The sequence below is a fragment of the Pseudomonas sp. NY15435 genome, assembly GCF_048068295.1.
In the GTDB taxonomy this organism is placed as follows: Bacteria; Pseudomonadota; Gammaproteobacteria; order Pseudomonadales; family Pseudomonadaceae; genus Pseudomonas.
Genome location: NZ_JBLUQA010000003.1, coordinates 530459 through 549830 on the forward strand (window position 1 = coordinate 530459; position 19372 = coordinate 549830).

Genomic DNA, 19372 nt, shown 5'->3' on the forward strand with positions numbered 1-19372 from the left:
ATGGAACGCACCCGCAAGTGGTACGGCGTCCCAGCGAAGCGCGGAATGCGCGTGCTCTACACCGGCTGCAGGACAAAGGAGTACGGCACCATCCGCAGCGCGCGCGACTGCCGCCTGAACATCCAACTGGACGGCATGAAGCACACGATGCCTTTCCACCCCACATGGGAACTGCAGTACGCGCCGCCGGAGGTGAACCATGGGAGCTGCTGAGAAGATCACCTACCAGGTTCAGCCTGGCAAATGGGTGCGACAGGAACTGCTGAAGCCCATTTGGGGAATAAGCACCGATGCCGCGAAGAAATACCGCCTGGCCGGCGTATGGCTGGAAGGCAAGCACTGGCGGAAGGACCCGGCCAACCGGGTGGTCTACTGCTGCAAGGCAATCGACGAGTGGATGGAGGGCAAGTTGTGACAGCAGCAAAGGCCAAGCTCCCCGCTGGCGTGGACAAGGTGCCGGAGGGCGTAGAGCTCAACGGCAGTAGCGTTCGCATCCATTTCATGTACCGGGGCGAGCGCTGCCGGGAGAAGATCCCGGGCGCCAAGGTCACAAAGGCGCTCATCCGTTACGCAGGCAACAAGCGGCTGTTGATCGTCACCGAGATCGCCGAGGGCCGGTTCGACTACGCCGCCCACTTCCCGGAATCGAAGCGGGCGCTGGCCCTGGCCGGCGTCAGCGGCGCTAACGCCGCGCGAACGGTGAAACAGGGTATCGATCGGTGGCTGGACGTCCAGCGCGCGAAGAAGGCAAGCAGCACTGTCGTCAACTACGTCAGCAAGGCTGGTCACGTTGAGCGCTGGGCAGGCTCGCGGAAGATCGTAGACATCAGCAAGAGCGACCTGGAGCTGTTCCAGGCGGGGCTGTTGAAGAAGGGACTGGCGCCCAAGACGGTGAACGACATCTTCACCGTGGTCCGGGGCGTGTGGGCGGATGCATTCGGAGACGGGATCATCAAGAGCAATGCGCTCGAGCGGATCACCAACATCGAAGCAGACGACGAACAGGAAACGGCCGACCCGTTCACCCGGGAGGAGATCGAGAAGCTGACCGCCGGTGACCCGGCGCGCATGGCCAACGTGCGTATGGTGTTGTTCAACTGCTGGGCCGGGCTCAGTCTGAGCGAGATCATTGCCCTGGGCGTCGACGACGTGGACCGAGAGGCTGGTGGAGTTTGGGTGCGGCGCGCCCGGGTGATAACCGAGTTCAAGGTGCCGAAGGAGCGCGCCCGCCTCCGCTTCGTCGAACTGATCGACCCAGCCCTAACGCTGCTGGACGACATCCTCAAGGATGCCGAGGCCGCTGCGCCAATGCAGATCACCGTCACTCAGCGCGACAACGTGACGGAAAAGCAGGAGGAAGTGCGCCTACTGTTCCGGAATTGCATCAGCGGGCTGCCCTGGACGGCGAAGACCGTCAGCAAGTGGTTTACCCAGCATCTCAAGCGATCCGGCGTGCGGCACCGCGGGGCGAACCAATGCCGGCATACCTTCGCCAGCCAGGCGCTGTCGAGCTACGTTCCGGTGGAATGGGTGGCGCGCCAGCTCGGGCACACTGACACGACGATGGTGCGCAAGCACTATGGCCGATGGATTCCGGCAGACACCAAGAGCATGGCGTCGCTCGTGTCGCAGATGATGGGATTCAGAGGGCAGGCCTAGGAGGGTGCAGCGGGGTCTGTAAGTGCTGGAATCTGTCCTAAATCTGTCCTAAATGGCAGACCCGGAAAAGACGAAGCCCCTGAAACTCTAGGAATTTCAGGGGCTTCAGCCATTGCAATAATGGCGGAGAGATAGGGATTTGAACCCTAGGAACTGTTGCCAGTTCAACGGATTTCGAATCCGTCCCGTTCGGCCACTCCGGCATCTCTCCGTGCGGCGCGCATGATACCAGCTTGAAGCCTGAAGGCGAAGCCCTGTTTCAGGATTTTTTTGCGTGGTATCAGGCGCTTGCGTGCACTCGTCGGATCAGAGTGGCACGCCGAGGCGGTGAGCCACTTCTTCGTAGGCTTCGATGACGTCGCCCAGGCCCTGACGGAAGCGGTCCTTGTCCATCTTCTTGCGAGTCTCTTTGTCCCACAGACGGCAGCCGTCCGGGCTGAATTCGTCACCCAGGACGATCTTGCCGTGGAACAGGCCGAACTCGAGCTTGAAGTCCACCAGCAGCAGGCCGGCGTCGTCGAAGAGTTTGTTCAGCACTTCGTTGACCTTGAAGGAGTAGGCCTTCATTTCGGCCAACTGCTCCAGGGTCGCCCAGCCGAAGGCCTGGACGTGGGATTCGTTGATGAACGGGTCGCCCAGGGCGTCGTTCTTCAGGAACAGTTCGAAGGTCGGCGGGGTGAGCTGCAGGCCCTCTTCCACGCCCAGGCGGCGCACCAGGCTGCCGGCGGCGTAGTTACGCACGACGCACTCGACCGGGATCATGGCGAGCTTCTTGACCAGTACTTCGTTGTCCGACAGCAGGGCGTCGAACTGGGTCGGGATGCCGGCGGCTTCGAGCTTCTGCATGATGAAGGCATTGAACTTGTTGTTCACCATGCCTTTGCGATCGAGCTGTTCGATGCGCTTGCCGTCGAACGCCGAGGTGTCGTTGCGGAACAGCAGGACGAGGCGGTCGGCGTCATCGGTGGTGTAAACCGACTTGGCCTTGCCGCGATAGAGTTCTTCGCGTTTTTCCATGATGGGCTCCGCTTGCTTAGGGGGTGGGCTCAGGCGATGGTGCGCCAGTCGAGTCCAGAATGCTGATCGGCTACCTGCAGCCAGTCCGGGTCGCACCCTAGGGTGTCGACGAAGCTTTGCCGGGCCAACTGCGGCGAGTTGTTCTTTTCGCTGAGATGCGCCAGCACCAGGTGCTGCAGGCTTTCCCAGCCCAGCTGGGCCACCAGTTCGGCGGCCTGCCGGTTGTTCAAATGTCCCCACTGGCCGCCTACACGGACCTTGAGTGGGTAGGGATACGGACCGCGGGCCAGCATGTCGGTATCGTGATTCGCCTCGATGATCAAGGCATCGAGGCCACGATAGCATTCCAGCACCTGCGCCGTGGCGGCTCCCAGATCGGTGAGCTGGCCAAAGCGCTTCCGGCCATCGGAAAACACGTACTGCAGGGGCTCCCGCGCATCGTGGGAGACGCTCACCGCAGTGACTTCCAGGTCTTTCAGTACCAGGCGGTCGCCGCACTTGAGCAGCGCCGCTGGTGTCACCGGTTTGCGCATTCCCTGCAGGGTGCCGGCGCTGAGGTACACGGGTATTCGATGGTGCCGGGCCAACAGTTCGACGCCGTTGATGTGATCGGAGTGCTCGTGCGTGACCAGCACCGCATCCAGCTGCCCGGGCTCTACGCCCAGGCGCGCCAGACGGCGGATGGTTTCACGCAGCGGAAAACCGCAATCGATCAGTATCCGGGTGTCAGAACTGCTCACCAAGGCCGAATTGCCCCGGCTTCCGCTCCCCAGGACCGCGAAGTGCATTCCGCATACTCTCCTGGAGTTTTTCCAATACACCCTGCGCCACGTCAGCCGGCGCGGAGGTGTTGATGTCTTTGTCGACGGTGATCTGGACGGTGTTGCTCACGCTGGTCAGGCGAACCTGGTAGCGCTGGGCCTTGGCGTCCTCTTCTTCCTTGGTCTTCTCGCCACCACCGAACATGCGGCTGAAGAAGCCAGGCTTGTCTTCATCCTTCTTCTTCGCGCCTTCGGCGATGTTGACGTAGTACACGCCCAGGCTGCGGTTGAGGTCGTCGACACGGATGTCGGCGCGATCCAGGGCACGGCCCACGCTGACCCAGGCACGGTCGAAGTCGGAATCCACGGTCAGTACCGGGTTGCCGCTGCCGTCCTTGTTCAACTGGACGGAGCCGGGGGTGTCGTAGTCCGAGTGCGCAGCGAGCAGCGAGACCGAACCGCCCTTCTCGGCGCTGGTGGCCATGCTGGCGATCATCTCGTCGAGCAGTGCGGCGTCCAGGCTCGGCACAGCCGGTTTGGTCGGCCAGTCGCCGTTGGCGGTACTACCGGCCGGGCGGGTTTCGCTCAGTACATAGACTTCGCTGGTGTTGGTCTGCACGCCCGGCTCGATACGCACACGAACGCGCGCCTCGCTGTCCGGCTCGACGCCCGACACGCGGCTACTCAGGCGACGCGCCAGGGGTGCGGAGAGCTGCGACAGCGGCTGCCAGTTGGTGCTGAATTCGCCAGTCTGCGGACGCTCGTTGGCGATGGAGAAGCCATTGTCCTGGAAGAACTGGTGCGCGACCGGCCAGACTTCGGCCGGCGGACGCTGGGCTACCAGCCAGCGCGAGTCGCCGCTCTTCTGCAGGCTGAAGTCGCTGACTTCGCCGGCGCCGGACAGCGGCTGCGGGCGCGGCACTTCGAACTCGCCTTCCTTCTCGGTGCTGGTGGCAACGTTCATCGGAATCGGCAGCAGCGGGTCGAGCGGCTTGCTCTGCAGACCTTCGGGCACCTTCATCGGTGCGGTTTCACGGGCGTTCAGGTAATCGTCGCCGCGGTCACGGAAGTAGCCTTCCGGGCCCCACAGCCAGCCGCAGCCGGATGTGTTGCCGATAACCAGGGCGAGCGCAGTCAGTCCTGCCAGTCGCTTCATGCGAGGGAGCTCCTTAAGCCAGGACGCCGGTCTGGCGCATGGCCTGACGCAGCGGTTCGTGGCAGCGCGGGCTGAGCCAGGTCAGGGGCAGGCGGATGCCCTCTGGAATCAGCCCCATTTCGTGCAGGGCAAACTTGACCGGGATGGGGTTGGATTCGATGAACAGCGATTTGTGCAGCGGCATCAGGCGGTCGTTGATGGCGCGGGCAGCGGCGGCATCGCCACGCATGGCGGCGGCGCACAGGTCACTCATGGCGCGCGGGGCGACGTTGGCGGTCACCGAGATGTTGCCCTTGCCGCCCATCAGCATCAGCTCGACGGCGGTGGCGTCGTCACCGGAGTAGACGAGGAAGTCCTTGCCGACGCGGTCGAGCACTTCCTTGCCACGCTGCAGGTCGCCAGTGGCTTCCTTGATGCCGACGATGTTCGGCACCTTGGACAGGCGCTCGACAGTCTCGGGCAGCATGTCGCAGGCAGTACGGCCCGGCACGTTGTAGAGGATCTGCGGGATGGCCACGGCTTCGGCGATGTGGCGGAAGTGCTGGTACAGGCCTTCCTGGGTCGGCTTGTTGTAGTACGGAGTCACCAGCAGGCAGGCATCGGCACCGCCGGACTTGGCAGCCTCGGTCAGCTCGACGGCTTCGCGGGTGGAGTTGGCGCCGGTGCCGGCGATGACCGGGATGCGGCCTTTGACCTGGTCGACCACGCGACGGATCACTTCCAGGTGTTCATTCACGTCCAGAGTGGCCGATTCACCAGTGGTGCCGACCGCTACGATGGCGTTGGTGCCTTCCTGCAGGTGGAAGTCCACCAGCTTCGCGAGGCTGTCCCAATCCAGTCGACCCTGAGCATCGAAGGGGGTGACCAGCGCCACCATACTGCCCGCAATCATGCAACCGCTCCTGCCGGAAAAATAAAGCCGTAATGGTACTGTCGCCACCGGCCACGCACAAGGTGACGCAGCGACCCACGAGCGACCAGACATTCCCCTCACCGGCGCTTTTCGCTACCCTTTCTCCTTTGTCGATGCGGCCCGCTTGGCCGCCACTCCAGGAAAGCTGCATGTCCGCCTCTCACCCTCGTGAACAATTCCTTCTGATCAGCGCTCTGGGCCCGAACCCGATGGAGTTGACCAGCGTGCTGTGCCGCACCTGCGTCGACAACCGTTGCTCGGTGGTCAGCAGCCGCCTGACCCGCCATGGCGAATTCAGCGCGCTGATCCTGCAGGTCTCCGGCAGCTGGGATGCCCTGGCCCGCCTGGAAGGCGGCCTGTCGCCCCTGGCCAAGCGCCACGGCTTCACCCTCAGCGTCACGCGCAGCAACGTCCACGTTACCCGCGCCCAGGCCCTGCCCTATGTGGCCTATGTCAGCGCCGTCTATCGTCCGGACATCCTCAACGAGCTGTGCCAGTTCTTCATCGATCACAACATCGAGCTGGAGAACCTCACCTGCGACACCTACCAGGCACCGCACACCAACACCAGCATGCTCAATGCCACCCTCACCGTGACGCTGCCGGCCGGCACCCAGATCAGCTGGCTGCGCGACCAGTTCCTGGACTTCGCCGACGCCCTGAACCTGGACGCGCTGATCGAACCCTGGCGTCCGCAGCATCCGTAAGGATGCTCTCAAGGAGAAAATCCCAATGGCAGTCGAACTGAACAAAGCCGTCGCCGATTTCCACGCCCCGGCCACCAGCGGCGTCGAATTCCGCCTGTCCGAACTCAAGGGCAAGCAGGTCGTCCTGTACTTCTACCCCAAGGACAGCACCCCCGGCTGCACCACTGAAGGCCAGGGCTTCCGCGACAAGATCGAGGAGTTCGCCAAGGCCAACACCCTGGTGTTCGGCGTCTCCCGCGACGGCATCAAGTCCCACGAGAACTTCAAGGCCAAGCAGTGCTTCCCCTTTGAACTGATCAGCGACAAGGACGAAGCCGTCTGCCAGCTGTTCGACGTGATCAAGCTGAAGAAGCTTTACGGCAAGGAATACATGGGGGTCGACCGCAGCACCTTCCTGATCGACGCCAAGGGCGTGCTGCGCAAGGAATGGCGCGGCGTGAAAGTGCCCGGGCATGTGGACGCCGTGCTCGCGGCCGCCCAAGAGCTGAACCCGTAAGCCGCGGAGCCAGCCCATGAAAAAGGCCGCTGATCAGCGGCCTTTTTCTTTTACATCATCGGACTGACTTGCGGCTCCACTGGCGGCTGCCGCGGCCAGGCATCCAGCACGGCCTTCACCAGGGTCGCCAGCGGAATCGCGAAGAACACGCCCCAGAAGCCCCACAGCCCGCCGAACAGCAGCACCGCACAGATGATCGCCACCGGGTGCAGGTTCACCGCTTCGGAGAACAGCAGCGGCACCAGCACGTTGCCATCCAGCGCCTGGATGATCGCGTGCGCAGCCATCAGGTAGATGAACTGGTCACTCCAGCCCCACTGGAACAGCGCGATCATTGCCACCGGCACAGTGACCACCACGGCCCCGATATAGGGCACGACCACCGACAGGCCGACCAACAGCGCAAGCAGCGCCGCATAGTTCAGTCCCAGCACGGCGAAGGCAATGTAGGTCGCCACGCCGGTAATGAATATCTCGATGACCTTGCCACGGATGTAGTTGGCGATCTGCTGGTTCATCTCGTTCCACACCTGCTTCATCAGCCCGCGCTCGCGGGGCAGGTAGCGACGGAACCAGTGGTAGAAGCGACGGCGGTCCTTGAGGAAGAAGAACACCAGGATCGGCACCAGCACCAGGTAGATCATGATGTTGACCACCACCGGCAGGCCGGACAGCGAGAAGGTCAGCGCCCACTGGCCAAGCTGCCCCAGCTCGTTGCGGGCCGCCTCAACGGTGCGCAGCACCTGCTCCTCGGTGACCATGTCCGGGTAGCGCTCGGGCAGCATCAGCAAGGTGGCCTGCCACTCGCCGAGCATACCGGGCAGCTCGTTGAACAAGGTGAACAGTTGCTTCCACAGCAGCGGCACCAGTACCAGCAGGAACACTGCGAGTAGCCCGAGGAACAGCGAATACACCAGCCACACCGCAAACAGGTGAGGTACGCGCAGGCGCTCCAGTACACCAACCATACCCTGGATCAGGAAGGCGATGACCATCGCCGCCAGTACCGGCGCGAGCATCCCGCCAAAGGCCAGGATGACGGTGAATCCCAGCCCGAGAATGACCGCCAGCACTATCGCCTCCTCATCGGAGAAATAGCGCTGCATCCAGTCCTGCAAAACCTTGAGCATCAACGAAACCTGCGAAACAAAAGGGGCAACGTCACAGTTACCCAGGATCAGGAGCTACTTCTTGCGTAGCCAGTAGCGATAAACGCCAGCTTCGACCTCCTCATGCAGCAGCGAGTGCCCTGCAAGGTCGGCAAAAACACGGAAGTCACGCTGGGAGCCAGCGTCGGTGGCAATCACCTTGAGCACCGCACCGCTGGGCAGGCGGTTCAGCTCAAGCTTTGCCTTGAGCAGCGGCAGCGGACAATTGAGACCGCTGGCGTCCAGCTCCGCGTCACAGGCGGGGACGGACGGCGTGGAATCGGACATCGAAACGAACTCCGGTCAGGGCGCCCAAGAATACCGAAAGCGTTGGAAAAGTAACCAGGCCCGACTGCGACACTGATCATTAATCCAGCCGTCAGCGTCGGGGGTTAAAACGGCAGCGCAGCGGAAATACCCATTTCGAATTGCCCCGCACTTCTGTCCTGCAAACTAGGCATAGGCGTTAGCGTGCAGCTAAAGTAGAGCCTTTCTCGGAACGAGCCTCGTGTACATGAAAGTACTCCGCCCTGCCCTGCTGTCGCTCGCTGTCGCCCTCGCCACGCCGGCCCTGGCGGACGACTTGCCGTCCCTGGGCGATGCCAGCTCTTCCATCGTCTCCCCGGAGCAGGAATTCCAGCTCGGCCGCGCCTGGCTGAGCATGCTGCGCAACCAGGTCGACACGCTCAACGATCCGCAACTCAAGGACTATGTCGAGTCCAGCGTCTACCGCTTGGCCGAGTCCAGCGAACTGCAGGACCACCGCCTGGCCTTCATCCTGATCCGCGACAAGCAGATCAACGCCTTCGCCGCCCCCGGCGGCGTGGTTGGCGTGAACGGCGGCCTGTTCATCTATGCCCAGACCGAGGGCGAGTACATCGCCGTACTGGCGCACGAACTTGGCCACCTGAGCCAACGCCACTTCGCCCGCGGCATCGAAGCGCAGCAACGCATGCAGGTACCGGTGATGGCCGCCATGCTGGCCGGCATCATCGCCGCCGCAGCCGGCGCCGGGGACGCCGGTATCGCCGCGATCGCCGGCACCCAGGCCGCGGCGATCCAGAACCAGCTGCGCTTCTCCCGGCAGAATGAGCAGGAGGCCGACCGTGTCGGCGTCGCCACCATGGTCCGCGCCGGCTATGACCCGCGCTCGATGCCCAACATGTTCGAGCGACTGGCCCGCCAGTACCGCTACGAGGGCAAGCCGCCGGAATTCCTGCTGACTCACCCGGTGACCGAATCGCGTATTGCCGACACCCGCAACCGCGCCGAGCAATATCCCAAAGGCGGCAAGGAAGATTCGCTGCGCTATGAACTCATGCGCGCCCGCGTCCAGCAGATGTTCGAGGACACCCCGGGCATGGCCAGCAAACAGTTTCGCGCGCAGCTCGATGAAGACCCGAAGAACGACGCCGCGCGCTACGGCCTTGCGCTGTCGCAGACCAAGATCGGCCAGCTCAACGACGCCCGCAGCAATCTCCAGCAGCTACTGGCCAAGGCGCCCAACGACATCAGCTACAACCTGGCCATGTCCGATCTCGACATCACCGCCAACAAGCTGCCCGACGCCCAGGCCCGTGTGCAGAAGATGCTCGGCCAGTACCCGGACAGCTATCCGCTGATCCAGGCCAACGCCGACCTGATGATGAAGACCAACCGCGCGGCGGACGCCGAGAAGACGCTGTTCAAGCTCTCCCAACGCCGCCCTCTGGACCCGGACGTGTGGAACCGCCTGGCCGACGCCTGCACCCTGAGCGGCAACGCCATCGGCGTGTATCAGGCCCGCGCGGAGTACTACGCACTCACCGGTGACTACAAGCAGGCCATCGAGCAGTTGGACTTTGCCAAGCGTCGCGCCGGCGGCAACTTCACCCTGGCCGCTCGACTGGATGCACGCCAGCAGGAGTTCCGCGACCAGGAACGCATCCTCAAGGAAATGATGGGGCGCTAAAGCCCTTTCCTGTAGGAGCGAGCTTGCTCGCGATCACATCACGGGAATTGGTGGCATCAAGCGGTTCGCGAGCAAGCTCGCTCCTACAAAAGACGCAAAGAAAAAGCCCGGCATCTGCCGGGCTTTTTTCATGGTGCCGAGTGAGTCAGGCATTGCCCGCCAACATCAGCTTCGCCGCCTGGGTGAAATCGAGCATGCGCTTGAGCGGCTTGATCGCCTTGGGAATCAGTGCCGGGTCGACGAAGATTTCACCCGAACCTTCCTTCAGGCACGCCAGGGTGCGCTCCAAGGTGTTCATCGCCATCCATGGGCAGTGCGCACAGCTGCGGCACGCCGCGCCGTTACCGGCGGTGGGTGCCTCGATGAACTCCTTGTCCGGGCACAGCTGCTGCATCTTGTAGAAGATGCCGCGGTCGGTGGCGACGATGAAGCGCTTGTTCGGCATCGTCTGCGCAGCCTTGATCAGTTGGCTGGTGGAACCCACGGCATCGGCCAGGTCCACCACCGCTTCCGGCGACTCCGGGTGTACCAGGATCGCAGCGTCCGGGTAGACCGCCTTGAGGTCTTCCAACTGCTTGGCCTTGAACTCCTCGTGAACGATGCAGGCACCGTCCCAGAGCAGCATGTCGGCACCGGTTTCGCGCTGGATATAGCGGCCCAGGTGTTGGTCCGGCGCCCAGAGGATCGGCTCGCCGTTATCCATCAGGTGCTCGACGATTTCCACCGCGCAACTGGAGGTCACCACCCAGTCGGCGCGCGCCTTTACCGCCGCCGAAGTATTGGCATAGACCACTACCGTGCGCTCGGGATGCTTGTCGCAGAAGGCGGAGAACTCTTCCACCGGGCAACCCAGGTCGAGCGAGCAGGTCGCTTCCAGGGTCGGCATCAGCACGCGCTTTTCCGGGTTGAGGATCTTCGCGGTCTCGCCCATGAAGCGAACACCGGCGACCACTACGGTCTGCGCCGAATGCTGGTTGCCGAAGCGGGCCATTTCCAGCGAGTCGGAAACGCAGCCACCGGTCTCCTCAGCGAGCGCCTGGATGACCGGGTCGCAGTAGTAGTGCGCCACGAGCACAGCGTTCTGCGCCTTCAGCTCAGCAGCGATGGCCGCACGGTAATCGGCCTCTTCCTGCGCGCTCAGCACCCGCGGCTGCTTCGCCGCCAGATGGGCCTGGACCAGCAGGCGTTCGGAAATCTGGGACATCGTGTGGAAACCTCAACAGGCACGGTCTGATTATGCCGGCGATTTTATCACCACCGTCCTTCGTGCGATGCGGCCTCGATGGCCGTACAGCGGACTTTTTCCGGCACATGGCAAAAGCCCCGTGACCTTTCGATCACGGGGCTTTCACAGGATTTGATGGTGGGTCGTGTAGGATTCGAACCTACGACCAATTGGTTAAAAGCCAACTGCTCTACCGACTGAGCTAACGACCCGACGTGGTGCGTATAATACTGATTTCTAACGTAAAAACAACACCCCGAGAAAACTTTTTTCAGAAATATCGCGTCGGGTCGGAAATTCCGGCCGCGACAAAGCCCTCAGAACGCAGGCGACAGCTGTCGCATTTCCCGCACGCACGCCCGTCATCATCAGCCTGGTAGCAGGAAACAGTCAGGCTGTAATCCACACCCTGGGCGACTCCCGCTTCGATGATTTGCGCCTTGGAAAGGAACTGCAGCGGCGCCTGGATACGGAAGCCATCGCCCTCCACACCGGCCTTGGTCGCCAGGTTCGCCATGCGCTCGAAAGCCTCGACGAACTCCGGACGGCAATCCGGGTAGCCGGAATAATCCACGGCATTTACGCCGATGAATATATCCCGCGCGCCCAGCACCTCCGCCCACCCCAGGGCCAACGATAGGAACACGGTGTTGCGTGCCGGCACGTAGGTTACCGGAATGCCTTCGCTGGGAGCCTCGGGCACATCGATGCTGCTGTCGGTCAGCGCCGAGCCGCCAATGCCGTTCAGATCGAGACCGATCACCTTGTGCTCGATCACGCCCTGCTGACGCGCGACACGCTCGGCTGCCTGCAGTTCGGCGCGGTGACGCTGGCCGTAGTCGAAGCTCATGGTGTAGCAGTCGTAGCCTTCTGCCCTGGCCATGGCAACCACGGTCGCGGAGTCCAAACCGCCAGAGAGCAGGATCACCGCCTTCTTGTCATTCATGACTTTCTTATCGGACATAAACAGGGTCTCCTCCGCGCTCAATGGCCCGGCTCGTCGTTCCAGAGAATCTTGTGCAGCTGCAGTTGCAGGCGCACGGGCAGGTTGTCGCTGACGATCCAGTCGGCCAGTGCACGTGCATCCACCTGGCGGTGGCTGGGCGAGAACAGCACCTCGCCAGCGCGTTGCTCCAGGCGGTACTCGATCAGCTTGGATACAGCCCAGTCGTAGTCCTCGCGGGAGCAGATGACAAACTTCACCTGATCGTTGGAGGTCAGCTCGCCAATATTCTCGTAGCGATTGCGCGCCGCTTCTCCGGAGCCAGGAGTCTTCAAGTCGAGGATACGGCTGACGCGGCGGTCGGTGGCTGAGATATCCAGCGCTCCGCTGGTTTCCAGCGACACTTCGTAGCCGGCATCGCAGAGGCGCTCGAGCAGCGGGATGCAATTGGGCTGGGCCAACGGCTCGCCGCCAGTCACGCAGACGTAGCGTGGGCGATAGGCGGCAATCTGCTCGAAGATGGCATCGAGGGTCTGGATCTCGCCGCCACTGAAGGCATAGGCGGTATCGCAGTAATTGCAGCGCAGGGGACAGCCAGTCAGGCGTACGAACACGGTCGGCAAGCCGGCGGTGCGCGTTTCCCCCTGCAACGAGTAGAAAATCTCGGTAATACGCAGGGTCTGTTGCATATCAGCCACGGGCGTGACGGCTACACAGGCCATCCGCCTCCGTTGCGTTGGAGTCGTGGGCGCGCTCATGGGGCGCCCGGAAGGCCCGGAACACAGCAGACATCAGCCGAGCTGAAACCACTGGCGCTTTCCGGGGGCAGGAATTCTAACGAAAAAACCCGCGACGGGCGCGGGTTTTCGGACAGTGCGGAGCCTTACTTGAGATTCTTCAGGTCACGCTGGGACAGCTGGGCAGCGGAAGTGCCCGGATACTGGGCCACGACCTGCTGCAGGATGCCACGGGCCTTGTCGGTATTGCCCAGGCGGCGCTCGACATCGGCGAGCTTGTACAGCGAATCCGGCACCTTGGCACTGCTCGGGTAGGCCTGGCTGACACGGGCGAAAGCCTGGCCGGCGCCCTGCAGGTCGCCCTTGGCGAGGTTCACCTCACCCAGCCAGTACTGCGCGTTGCCAGCGTACTGGCTGCTCGGGTACTTGCGCAGGAAGGCGCCGAAGGCCTGGCTGGCCTTGTCGAAGTCCTTGGCCTTAATCAGGTCGAAGGCGGCGTCGTAGTAGAGCTTCTCTTTTGCCGGGTCACCTGGCTCGCTGCTGGCGGCGGGCTGTTGTTGCTGGGCGGCGGCGACGCCTGCGCCAGCGGCAGCTCCGGCACTGGCGCCGGCAGCGGGGGAATTGGGTTGAACAGCAGCACCGGCCGCTCCTGCACCTGCACCTGCACCGCTGGAAAGGCGGCTATCGATGTCCTGGAAGCGTTCCTGGTTTTCCTGCTTCATCTGTTGAATCTGGTTCTGCTGTTCTTCGAGCATGCCGCGCAGACGGGACATTTCATCCTGCATCTGCTGCAGCTGCATGAACAGCTGAGCCTGACCGGAGACGGGAGTTGTCATCCCGCCTCCGGCGTAGGCGCCATCAGCGCCTGCGGTGCCATAACCCGAGGGCGGTGTGCTGGCATAGCCACCATTACCGTCCTGTACCGGAACCGCGGCTGCCGCCATAAGGGGCAGTCCGCATGCGATCAAGGTCAGAAAACGCAGGCGCATCGGCATCAGGTCTTACTTCTTCAGCTCAACGCGACGGTTCTGGGCCCAGGACTGCTCGTCATGGCCAGTGGCAACCGGACGCTCTTTGCCGTAGGAAACCAGTTCCAGCTGAGCCGGGGAAACGCCCTGCAGTACCAGGTAGCGCTGAACGGCCTTGGCACGACGCTCGCCCAGAGCCATGTTGTACTCGCGGGTGCCGCGCTCGTCAGTGTGACCTTCCAGGACTACGCGCTGGCCGGAACCTTTCAGGTCCTTGGCGTGTACGTCCAGGGCACGCATGGCTTCCGGCTTCAGGTCGGAGCTGTCGTACTCGAAGTAGAAGGTGGTGATAGCGCGCAGAGCGGCTTCGTCGCTCAGGGAGCCGTCAACGGCACCGCTGTTGGCGCCGTAGCCAGCGTTCGGGTCAACGCCGCCATTGGCGCCTTCACCAGTTGCATCGCCTTTCTTGGACGAGCAACCAACGGCTACGGCCATGGCGAGGGCGATAACGGCAAATTTGCCGAATTTCAGCATTTCCATCATGTAACTCCTAATGAACCCCAGTGTATAAATTTGAAACAGTTGGCAACCGTCAGTTCAGGTAAGGGGACCAGGAAGGCTCGCGCACGTCGCCTTGAGCGGTGGGTAGCGGTAACCGAACACGTCCGTTGATGCTCACGAGCATCAACACGCCCCGGTCCTGCTGGCGGGTGGCGTATATTAGCATCGTGCCATTTGGCGCAACAGTGGGCGAATCGTCCAGATTGGTGTTGGAAAGTACCCGGAGATTACCGCGCTGAAGGTCTTGCGCCGCGATCTGGAAGTTGGTGAACCCGTCCTGGCGGTGAACCATGACCAGGGTCTTCTCATCCGCCGACAGTTTCGGGTTGGCGTTGTAGTTGCCGATGAAGGTCACGCGGTCGGTAGCGCCCGAGTTCACGTTCATCTTGTAGATCTGCGGTTTGCCGCCACGATCCGAGGTGAAGTACAGGGTCGAGCCGTCCGCGCCCCAGAAGGGTTCGGTGTCGATCGCCGAGTTGTTGGTCAGGCGACGCAGCTGGCGGCTGCCCAGGTCCATCACATAGATCTCCGGGTTGCCGTCGCGCGACAGTACGAAGGCCAGGCGGTTGCCGTCCGGCGAGAAGGCCGGAGCGCCGTTGAGGCCTTCGAAGTTGGAGATCTGCTCGCGGCGACCGGTGTCGACGTACTGCATGAAGATGCGCGGACGCTTCTGCTCGAAGGACACGTAGGCGATACGACGGCCATCGGGCGAGAAGCGCGGCGAGAGGATCGGCTCGCGCGATTGCAGCAGGGTCACCGGGCGGGCGCCGTCATAGTCGGAGCGCTGCAGGGTGTAGCGGGTGTTGTCCACCGAGAAACGCTCAGCAGTCACGTAGAGCAGCTTGGTGGAGAACGCACCTTTGATGCCGGTGAGCTTCTCGAACGACTGGTCGGCAATGTAGTGCGACATGTCGCGCAACTGGTCGGTGGTGCCGCCCACGCTACCGGTCAGGACTTGCTCCTGGCTCGCTACGTTGAGCAGGGCGTACTGGATCTGCAGGCGGCCACCGCTGGGCACGATGCTGCCAACCAGCACGTACTGCGCGCCGAGGGCCTGCCAGTCGCGATAGATCACTTCGCTGGCCTGGGCCGGCTGGCTGATCATGTTCTGGCGCGGAATCGGTTCGAAGTAACCGGAGTTGCGCAGGTCGTTGCCGATGATGTTCGACATGTCTTCGGGCAGGACATTGCCGCCCTGCCAGCCAAACGGAACCACGGCGATCGGGACGGCCGAGTCGCGACCACTGGAGATCACCAGCGGGTCGGCGGCCTGCGCTGCGCCGGCCACCAGGGCCAGGGCGAAGAGCGCGAAGCGAATCAGGGTACTCACAGATCTAAATCCTCCGGTTTGAAGACCATTCGGCGCTGACGATACAGGCTATCGAAAGTGGCGCGATCCAGTTTTTGCAGTTCGGGAATACGGCCCACGTTTTTGACCGCGGCCACTGCCGAATCGTCGAACGGCTTGTCACCGCTGGAGCGGGTCACGCTCACATTGGTGATGGCGCCGCTCGGCAGCATCTGAATCAGCACTTCTACGCTCATTCCGTTACGAGCTGAAGGAGGACGGCTCCACTGCTGGCTCACCAGGCTGACGATCAGATCGTCGAAGTTGCCCGCCACCTCGTTACCTTGCTCATCGGCCAGGGCCTGTTGCCGTTGCGTGTCATCCGACAGCAGTTCGGCCAGGGCCTGGGCCTTCTTGTCTTCCGTTGCCTTGCGGGCTGCGGCGGCGGCTGCAGCGGCAGCCTTCTTCTTCGCAGCCTCGACCGCAGCAGCCTTCTTCTTGGCTTCGTCCGCGGCGGCTTTTTTCTTTGCGTCCTCAGCGGCCTTCTTCTTGGCCTCCTCGGCAGCTTTCTTCTTCGCCTCGTCAGCGGCCTCTTTCTTGGCCTCTTCCTCGGCTTTCTTCTTGGCGATATCCGCCTGCTGTTTCTGTTCGGCAGCCTTGGCCTCGGCCGCTTTCTTGGCGGCTGCAGCGGCATCAGCCGCCTTCTTGGCGTCGTCTGCCTTCTTGGCTTCAGCCGCTTTCTCGGCTGCATCTGCAGCCTTTTGAGCCGCATCCGCCTTCTTTTGTTCCTCGGCTTTCGCAGCAGCCAATGCCTGCTGCTCAGCCTTTTTCTGCTCGAGCTGCTCCTGCTCGTATTGCTTGGCCGAAGTCTTCTTCGACTCGCCGGCTATCTTCTGGTTGGTCTGCTGGGTCGCCTGGCTCTTGGATTTGAGCTGGTACAGGGTGGCCTGGACGATCGGCCGCGAAGGCGGCAGTTCAGGCGTACTGGCCCAACTGACGAACAGCATGGCGAAGATCAGGACGTGCAGGGCCACGGCCAGGACCGTGGGCCAGAAGTAGCCTTCCGATTGAGAGCGCTCGAGCTGGTGCATCAACTACCTGGTGCCTCGGTAATCAGACCGACGTTGCCGACCCCGGCTTTCTGCAGGCCGCCCATGACGGCCATGACCGAGCCATAGTCGACTGCCTTGTCCCCACGGACGAAGACCTGGACTTTCTTACCCTGGCGGCTGTTCTCGGCCATGATGCCGGTGGCAGCGTTGACCAGTTGATCGAGGTCCACGGCAGTCTGGCTGCCCTTGCCCTGATCCGGGTCCACTTCCGAGCCCATGTTCCAGTAGTAGGTCTTGTCGGCCTTGATGGAGATGGTGAGCACGCGGGAATCGTTATCCTGCGGCAGCGCTTCGCTGGAAACCTTGGGCAGGTCGACCTTGACGCCCTGGTTGAGCATGGGCGCGGTCACCATGAAAATGACCAGCAATACCAACATCACGTCGATGTAAGGCACCACGTTCATTTCCGCGACCGGCTTGCGCTTGTGACGAACTCTTGCCATGACGGCTTACCTCTTGGTCGTCTTCAATCGTCGCTGGTGTGCACTTTGCGGTGCAGGATGGCCTGGAATTCGTCGGCGAAGGTGTAGTAGCGGCCGATGAGCATTTCCGAGCGAGCGGCGAAACGGTTGTAGGCGATGACCGCGGGAATGGCCGCGAACAGGCCGATGGCGGTGGCGATCAGCGCTTCGGCGATACCCGGCGCCACGGTGGCGAGGGTGGCCTGCTGCACGGTGGCCAGGCCACGGAAGGAGTTCATGATGCCCCATACGGTACCGAACAGACCGATGTACGGGCTGGTGGAGCCGACGGTGGCGAGGAACGGCAGGCTGGTTTCCAGCTTCTCTTCCTCGCGGGAAATGGCGACGCGCATGGCGCGGGAAACGCCTTCCATCACCGCATCCGGATCAACGCCGGCCTGCTGGCGCAGACGGGAGAATTCCTTGAAGCCGGCACGGAAGATCTGCTCGACCCCCGAATCCGGATCGGGGTTGCTGCCCGCCTGACGATAGAGCTTGGACAGGTCGATGCCCGACCAGAAGCGCTCTTCGAAAGTTTCCAGGGCCTTCTTCGCCGAGCGCATCATGTTGCTGCGCTGGAAAATCATGATCCAGGAAGTGACCGATGCGGCCACCAGGGTCAGCATCACCAGCTGTACCACGACGCTGGCGTTACTGATCAAGCTCCACATGGAAGTATGGTCGACGACGTTCGGTTCCACGTTAATCTCCTGCTGAAAGGGTGTCCGGACTGCCGGCAAATGCCGCACGCAACACATCTGGGATAGCGCGGGGTTTCAGGTTGTCCGCCCGCACGCACGCCACCAGGAATCGCCCCTCGCAGAGCAAGGTCGAATCCGACGCCCGTCGAACCTGTTGACGAAACTTCAGGCTCGCACGGTTCAACTCCTCCACCTCGGCGCTGACAAGCAGCTCATCGTCCAGGCGGGCCGGCGCGTGATAGCGCGCCTCGGCCGAGTGAACGACGAAAAGCAGGTTCTCCCCCGCCAGCTGTGACTGGGCAAAGCCCAGATCACGCAGCCGCTCGGTACGAGCCCGCTCCATGAACTTGAGGTAGTTGACGTAGTAGACGATGCCGCCGGCATCGGTGTCCTCGTAATAGACCCGATACCGCTGCTGGAACGGCTGACCCCCGTGTTGCGCGCGCATACTCTAGAACCAAGTAGAGACTTTGCCAATCGGCAATCGTCTACAAATGCAATTAATTACCATCTTCAGGGACGAACAGATCCGGCGTCGCCCCCTCCCCCATCCGCTTCGGCACATTCAGGCCGAAATGCAGGTACGCGTGCCGAGTCACGACACGGCCGCGCGGTGTGCGCATGATATAGCCTTGCTGGATCAGATAGGGCTCCAGCACGTCTTCAATCGTGTGTCTTTCTTCGCTGATGGCCGCTGCCAGGTTATCGACCCCCACCGGCCCACCGTCGAACTTGTCGATCATGGTCAGCAACAGGCGGCGATCCTGGTGATCGAACCCTCTTTCGTCAACGTCCAGCAGGTTCAGCGCCTTGTCGGCGATGTCGCGGCTGATGTGCCCGGTGCCGCGCACCTCGGCGAAATCCCGCACCCGGCGCAGCAGTCGGTTGGCGATCCGCGGCGTGCCACGGGCACGTCGTGCGATCTCGAAGGCGCCCGCCGGCTCGATCTCCAGGCCAAGAATCCCCGCCGAGCGGGCGACGATGCTGGAGAGGTCGTCCACACCGTAGAACTCAAGACGCTGGACGATACCGAAGCGGTCACGCAGCGGATTGGTCAGCATGCCGGCGCGGGTCGTCGCACCGACCAGGGTAAAGGGCGGCAGGTCGAGCTTGATCGAGCGCGCTGCCGGACCTTCGCCGATCATGATGTCCAGCTGGAAGTCTTCCATGGCCGGGTACAGCACTTCCTCGACGATGGGCGACAGGCGATGGATCTCGTCCACGAACAGCACGTCGTTAGGCTCGAGGTTGGTCAGGATCGCCGCCAGGTCACCGGGGCGCTCCAGCACCGGGCCGGAGGTACTCTTGATCGAAACCCCCATCTCCTGGGCAATGATGTTCGCCAGGGTGGTCTTGCCCAGGCCGGGCGGGCCGAAGATCAACGTGTGATCCAGCGCTTCCTGACGCCCGCGGGCCGCCTGGATGAACAGCTCCATCTGCTCGCGCACCACCGGCTGACCGACGTAGTCCGCCAGCTTGAGCGGGCGGATGGCGCGGTCGAACTGCTCTTCGCGGTCGCGACTGGAAGCTGAGGAAATCAGGCGATCGGCTTCGATCATCAGTGTCTA

Annotated in this window: 23 protein-coding genes and 2 tRNA genes; 6 read left to right on the forward strand and 19 right to left on the reverse strand. The window is 62.6% G+C overall.

The annotated features are described in order from the left end of the window. Genes ACNFH5_RS09770 through ACNFH5_RS09780 form a run of 3 tightly spaced genes read left to right on the forward strand, consistent with a single transcriptional unit; the run spans position 1 to position 1659 of the window. Positions 1–213: a hypothetical protein gene (locus ACNFH5_RS09770; protein ID WP_416745487.1), complete on the forward strand. Its 213-nt coding sequence runs from the start codon at positions 1–3 to the stop codon at positions 211–213. After that, complete coding sequence (gene xisR / locus ACNFH5_RS09775) at positions 200–415, forward strand: excisionase family protein (RefSeq protein WP_325435882.1); 216 nt, start codon at positions 200–202, stop codon at positions 413–415. Before ACNFH5_RS09770 ends, xisR begins: the two co-directional genes overlap by 14 nt. Further along, entirely contained in the window at positions 412–1659 is a 1248-nt protein-coding gene (locus ACNFH5_RS09780; protein WP_416745489.1) for an Arm DNA-binding domain-containing protein, read from the forward strand. The genes xisR and ACNFH5_RS09780 overlap by 4 nt, the downstream gene beginning before the upstream one ends. 121 nt (positions 1660–1780) lie before the next feature. Here the strand turns inward: ACNFH5_RS09780 and ACNFH5_RS09785 are convergent. The 5 genes from ACNFH5_RS09785 to dapA all read right to left on the reverse strand — a co-directional run bounded on the left by ACNFH5_RS09785 (position 1781) and on the right by dapA (position 5485). After that, positions 1781–1870: transfer RNA gene (locus tag ACNFH5_RS09785), tRNA-Ser, on the reverse strand. A gap of 95 nt (positions 1871–1965) precedes the next feature. After that, positions 1966–2676: a phosphoribosylaminoimidazolesuccinocarboxamide synthase gene (gene purC / locus ACNFH5_RS09790; RefSeq protein ID WP_045210340.1), complete on the reverse strand. Its 711-nt coding sequence runs from the start codon at positions 2674–2676 to the stop codon at positions 1966–1968. Positions 2677–2705: 29 nt separating this feature from the next. Then, positions 2706–3464 (reverse strand): MBL fold metallo-hydrolase, encoded by a 759-nt coding sequence (locus ACNFH5_RS09795; RefSeq protein ID WP_416745492.1) that lies wholly within the window; start codon positions 3462–3464, stop codon positions 2706–2708. Beyond that, positions 3403–4593: an outer membrane protein assembly factor BamC gene (bamC, locus tag ACNFH5_RS09800; protein ID WP_416745494.1), complete on the reverse strand. Its 1191-nt coding sequence runs from the start codon at positions 4591–4593 to the stop codon at positions 3403–3405. The genes ACNFH5_RS09795 and bamC overlap by 62 nt, the downstream gene beginning before the upstream one ends. Before the next feature lie 13 nt (positions 4594–4606). Further along, positions 4607–5485: a 4-hydroxy-tetrahydrodipicolinate synthase gene (gene dapA / locus ACNFH5_RS09805; protein ID WP_138526566.1), complete on the reverse strand. Its 879-nt coding sequence runs from the start codon at positions 5483–5485 to the stop codon at positions 4607–4609. Positions 5486–5655: 170 nt separating this feature from the next. Between dapA and ACNFH5_RS09810 the strand changes: the two genes are divergently transcribed. Both ACNFH5_RS09810 and ACNFH5_RS09815 read left to right on the forward strand, forming a co-directional pair. Continuing rightward, on the forward strand, positions 5656–6213 hold the full coding sequence (locus tag ACNFH5_RS09810) for a glycine cleavage system protein R (RefSeq protein ID WP_416745496.1): 558 nt from the start codon (positions 5656–5658) through the stop codon (positions 6211–6213). Positions 6214–6238: 25 nt separating this feature from the next. Beyond that, positions 6239–6709: a peroxiredoxin gene (locus tag ACNFH5_RS09815; protein WP_416745498.1), complete on the forward strand. Its 471-nt coding sequence runs from the start codon at positions 6239–6241 to the stop codon at positions 6707–6709. Between the two features lie 50 nt (positions 6710–6759). On the opposite strand, the gene ACNFH5_RS09820 is transcribed toward ACNFH5_RS09815, so the two are convergent. Then, positions 6760–7839 carry an AI-2E family transporter gene (locus ACNFH5_RS09820; RefSeq protein ID WP_416745500.1) on the reverse strand — a complete coding sequence of 360 codons (1080 nt, stop codon included), beginning with the start codon at positions 7837–7839 and terminating at the stop codon, positions 6760–6762. Positions 7840–7893: 54 nt separating this feature from the next. After that, a complete protein-coding gene (locus ACNFH5_RS09825) occupies positions 7894–8145 on the reverse strand; it encodes a sulfurtransferase TusA family protein (RefSeq protein WP_017522093.1) in 252 nt (83 codons plus the stop codon). A gap of 226 nt (positions 8146–8371) precedes the next feature. On the opposite strand from ACNFH5_RS09825, the gene ACNFH5_RS09830 reads away from it, so the two are divergent. Next, positions 8372–9808, forward strand: a complete 1437-nt coding sequence (locus ACNFH5_RS09830; RefSeq protein WP_169937337.1) for a M48 family metalloprotease — start codon at positions 8372–8374, stop codon at positions 9806–9808. A gap of 145 nt (positions 9809–9953) precedes the next feature. Here ACNFH5_RS09830 and nadA read toward each other — a convergent pair whose 3' ends face one another. From nadA to ruvB, 12 genes are all read right to left on the reverse strand, one after another. Next, the gene (gene nadA, locus ACNFH5_RS09835) at positions 9954–11012 is read right to left on the reverse strand and encodes a quinolinate synthase NadA (RefSeq protein ID WP_416745503.1); all 1059 of its coding nucleotides are present in this window, start codon (positions 11010–11012) and stop codon (positions 9954–9956) included. A 157-nt stretch (positions 11013–11169) separates the two neighbouring features. Further along, a tRNA-Lys gene (locus ACNFH5_RS09840) sits at positions 11170–11245 on the reverse strand. Positions 11246–11304: 59 nt separating this feature from the next. Next, positions 11305–11979, reverse strand: coding sequence for a 7-cyano-7-deazaguanine synthase QueC (queC, locus tag ACNFH5_RS09845; protein ID WP_416745660.1), 675 nt, complete (start codon positions 11977–11979; stop codon positions 11305–11307). A 38-nt stretch (positions 11980–12017) separates the two neighbouring features. Next, positions 12018–12665, reverse strand: coding sequence for a 7-carboxy-7-deazaguanine synthase QueE (queE, locus tag ACNFH5_RS09850; RefSeq protein ID WP_416745505.1), 648 nt, complete (start codon positions 12663–12665; stop codon positions 12018–12020). A gap of 194 nt (positions 12666–12859) precedes the next feature. After that, positions 12860–13708 (reverse strand): tol-pal system protein YbgF, encoded by an 849-nt coding sequence (ybgF, locus tag ACNFH5_RS09855; protein WP_416745507.1) that lies wholly within the window; start codon positions 13706–13708, stop codon positions 12860–12862. A 6-nt stretch (positions 13709–13714) separates the two neighbouring features. Further along, positions 13715–14221, reverse strand: a complete 507-nt coding sequence (pal, locus tag ACNFH5_RS09860) for a peptidoglycan-associated lipoprotein Pal (protein ID WP_017522099.1) — start codon at positions 14219–14221, stop codon at positions 13715–13717. A gap of 52 nt (positions 14222–14273) precedes the next feature. Further along, complete coding sequence (gene tolB / locus ACNFH5_RS09865) at positions 14274–15572, reverse strand: Tol-Pal system beta propeller repeat protein TolB (RefSeq protein ID WP_416745509.1); 1299 nt, start codon at positions 15570–15572, stop codon at positions 14274–14276. Further along, on the reverse strand, positions 15569–16624 hold the full coding sequence (gene tolA / locus ACNFH5_RS09870; protein WP_416745511.1) for a cell envelope integrity protein TolA: 1056 nt from the start codon (positions 16622–16624) through the stop codon (positions 15569–15571). The genes tolB and tolA overlap by 4 nt, the downstream gene beginning before the upstream one ends. Next, on the reverse strand, positions 16621–17085 hold the full coding sequence (gene tolR, locus ACNFH5_RS09875; protein ID WP_024763368.1) for a protein TolR: 465 nt from the start codon (positions 17083–17085) through the stop codon (positions 16621–16623). The genes tolA and tolR overlap by 4 nt, the downstream gene beginning before the upstream one ends. 23 nt (positions 17086–17108) lie before the next feature. Continuing rightward, positions 17109–17804: a protein TolQ gene (gene tolQ / locus ACNFH5_RS09880; protein WP_045210353.1), complete on the reverse strand. Its 696-nt coding sequence runs from the start codon at positions 17802–17804 to the stop codon at positions 17109–17111. A 1-nt stretch (position 17805) separates the two neighbouring features. Beyond that, entirely contained in the window at positions 17806–18252 is a 447-nt protein-coding gene (gene ybgC / locus ACNFH5_RS09885; RefSeq protein ID WP_192430549.1) for a tol-pal system-associated acyl-CoA thioesterase, read from the reverse strand. A gap of 52 nt (positions 18253–18304) precedes the next feature. Next, a complete protein-coding gene (gene ruvB / locus ACNFH5_RS09890; protein ID WP_416745515.1) occupies positions 18305–19363 on the reverse strand; it encodes a Holliday junction branch migration DNA helicase RuvB in 1059 nt (352 codons plus the stop codon). Positions 19364–19372: the final 9 nt, after the last annotated feature.

Bases quoted from the DNA above. Each gene is read 5' to 3' on its own strand.
- ACNFH5_RS09770 (WP_416745487.1), top strand. From the start codon at position 1: ATGGAACGCACCCGCAAGTGGTACGGCGTCCCAGCGAAGCGCGGAATG.
- purC (WP_045210340.1), bottom strand. From the start codon at position 2,676: ATGGAAAAACGCGAAGAACTCTATCGCGGCAAGGCCAAGTCGGTTTAC.
- ACNFH5_RS09795 (WP_416745492.1), bottom strand. From the start codon at position 3,464: ATGCACTTCGCGGTCCTGGGGAGCGGAAGCCGGGGCAATTCGGCCTTG.
- ACNFH5_RS09815 (WP_416745498.1), top strand. From the start codon at position 6,239: ATGGCAGTCGAACTGAACAAAGCCGTCGCCGATTTCCACGCCCCGGCC.
- xisR (WP_325435882.1), top strand. From the start codon at position 200: ATGGGAGCTGCTGAGAAGATCACCTACCAGGTTCAGCCTGGCAAATGG.
- ruvB (WP_416745515.1), bottom strand. From the start codon at position 19,363: ATGATCGAAGCCGATCGCCTGATTTCCTCAGCTTCCAGTCGCGACCGC.
- ybgF (WP_416745507.1), bottom strand. From the start codon at position 13,708: ATGCCGATGCGCCTGCGTTTTCTGACCTTGATCGCATGCGGACTGCCC.
- ACNFH5_RS09820 (WP_416745500.1), bottom strand. From the start codon at position 7,839: ATGCTCAAGGTTTTGCAGGACTGGATGCAGCGCTATTTCTCCGATGAG.
- dapA (WP_138526566.1), bottom strand. From the start codon at position 5,485: ATGATTGCGGGCAGTATGGTGGCGCTGGTCACCCCCTTCGATGCTCAG.
- bamC (WP_416745494.1), bottom strand. From the start codon at position 4,593: ATGAAGCGACTGGCAGGACTGACTGCGCTCGCCCTGGTTATCGGCAAC.
- queE (WP_416745505.1), bottom strand. From the start codon at position 12,665: ATGCAACAGACCCTGCGTATTACCGAGATTTTCTACTCGTTGCAGGGG.
- ACNFH5_RS09825 (WP_017522093.1), bottom strand. From the start codon at position 8,145: ATGTCCGATTCCACGCCGTCCGTCCCCGCCTGTGACGCGGAGCTGGAC.
- ybgC (WP_192430549.1), bottom strand. From the start codon at position 18,252: ATGCGCGCGCAACACGGGGGTCAGCCGTTCCAGCAGCGGTATCGGGTC.
- nadA (WP_416745503.1), bottom strand. From the start codon at position 11,012: ATGTCCCAGATTTCCGAACGCCTGCTGGTCCAGGCCCATCTGGCGGCG.
- queC (WP_416745660.1), bottom strand. From the start codon at position 11,979: ATGAATGACAAGAAGGCGGTGATCCTGCTCTCTGGCGGTTTGGACTCC.
- tolR (WP_024763368.1), bottom strand. From the start codon at position 17,085: ATGGCAAGAGTTCGTCACAAGCGCAAGCCGGTCGCGGAAATGAACGTG.
- ACNFH5_RS09810 (WP_416745496.1), top strand. From the start codon at position 5,656: ATGTCCGCCTCTCACCCTCGTGAACAATTCCTTCTGATCAGCGCTCTG.
- ACNFH5_RS09830 (WP_169937337.1), top strand. From the start codon at position 8,372: ATGAAAGTACTCCGCCCTGCCCTGCTGTCGCTCGCTGTCGCCCTCGCC.
- pal (WP_017522099.1), bottom strand. From the start codon at position 14,221: ATGGAAATGCTGAAATTCGGCAAATTTGCCGTTATCGCCCTCGCCATG.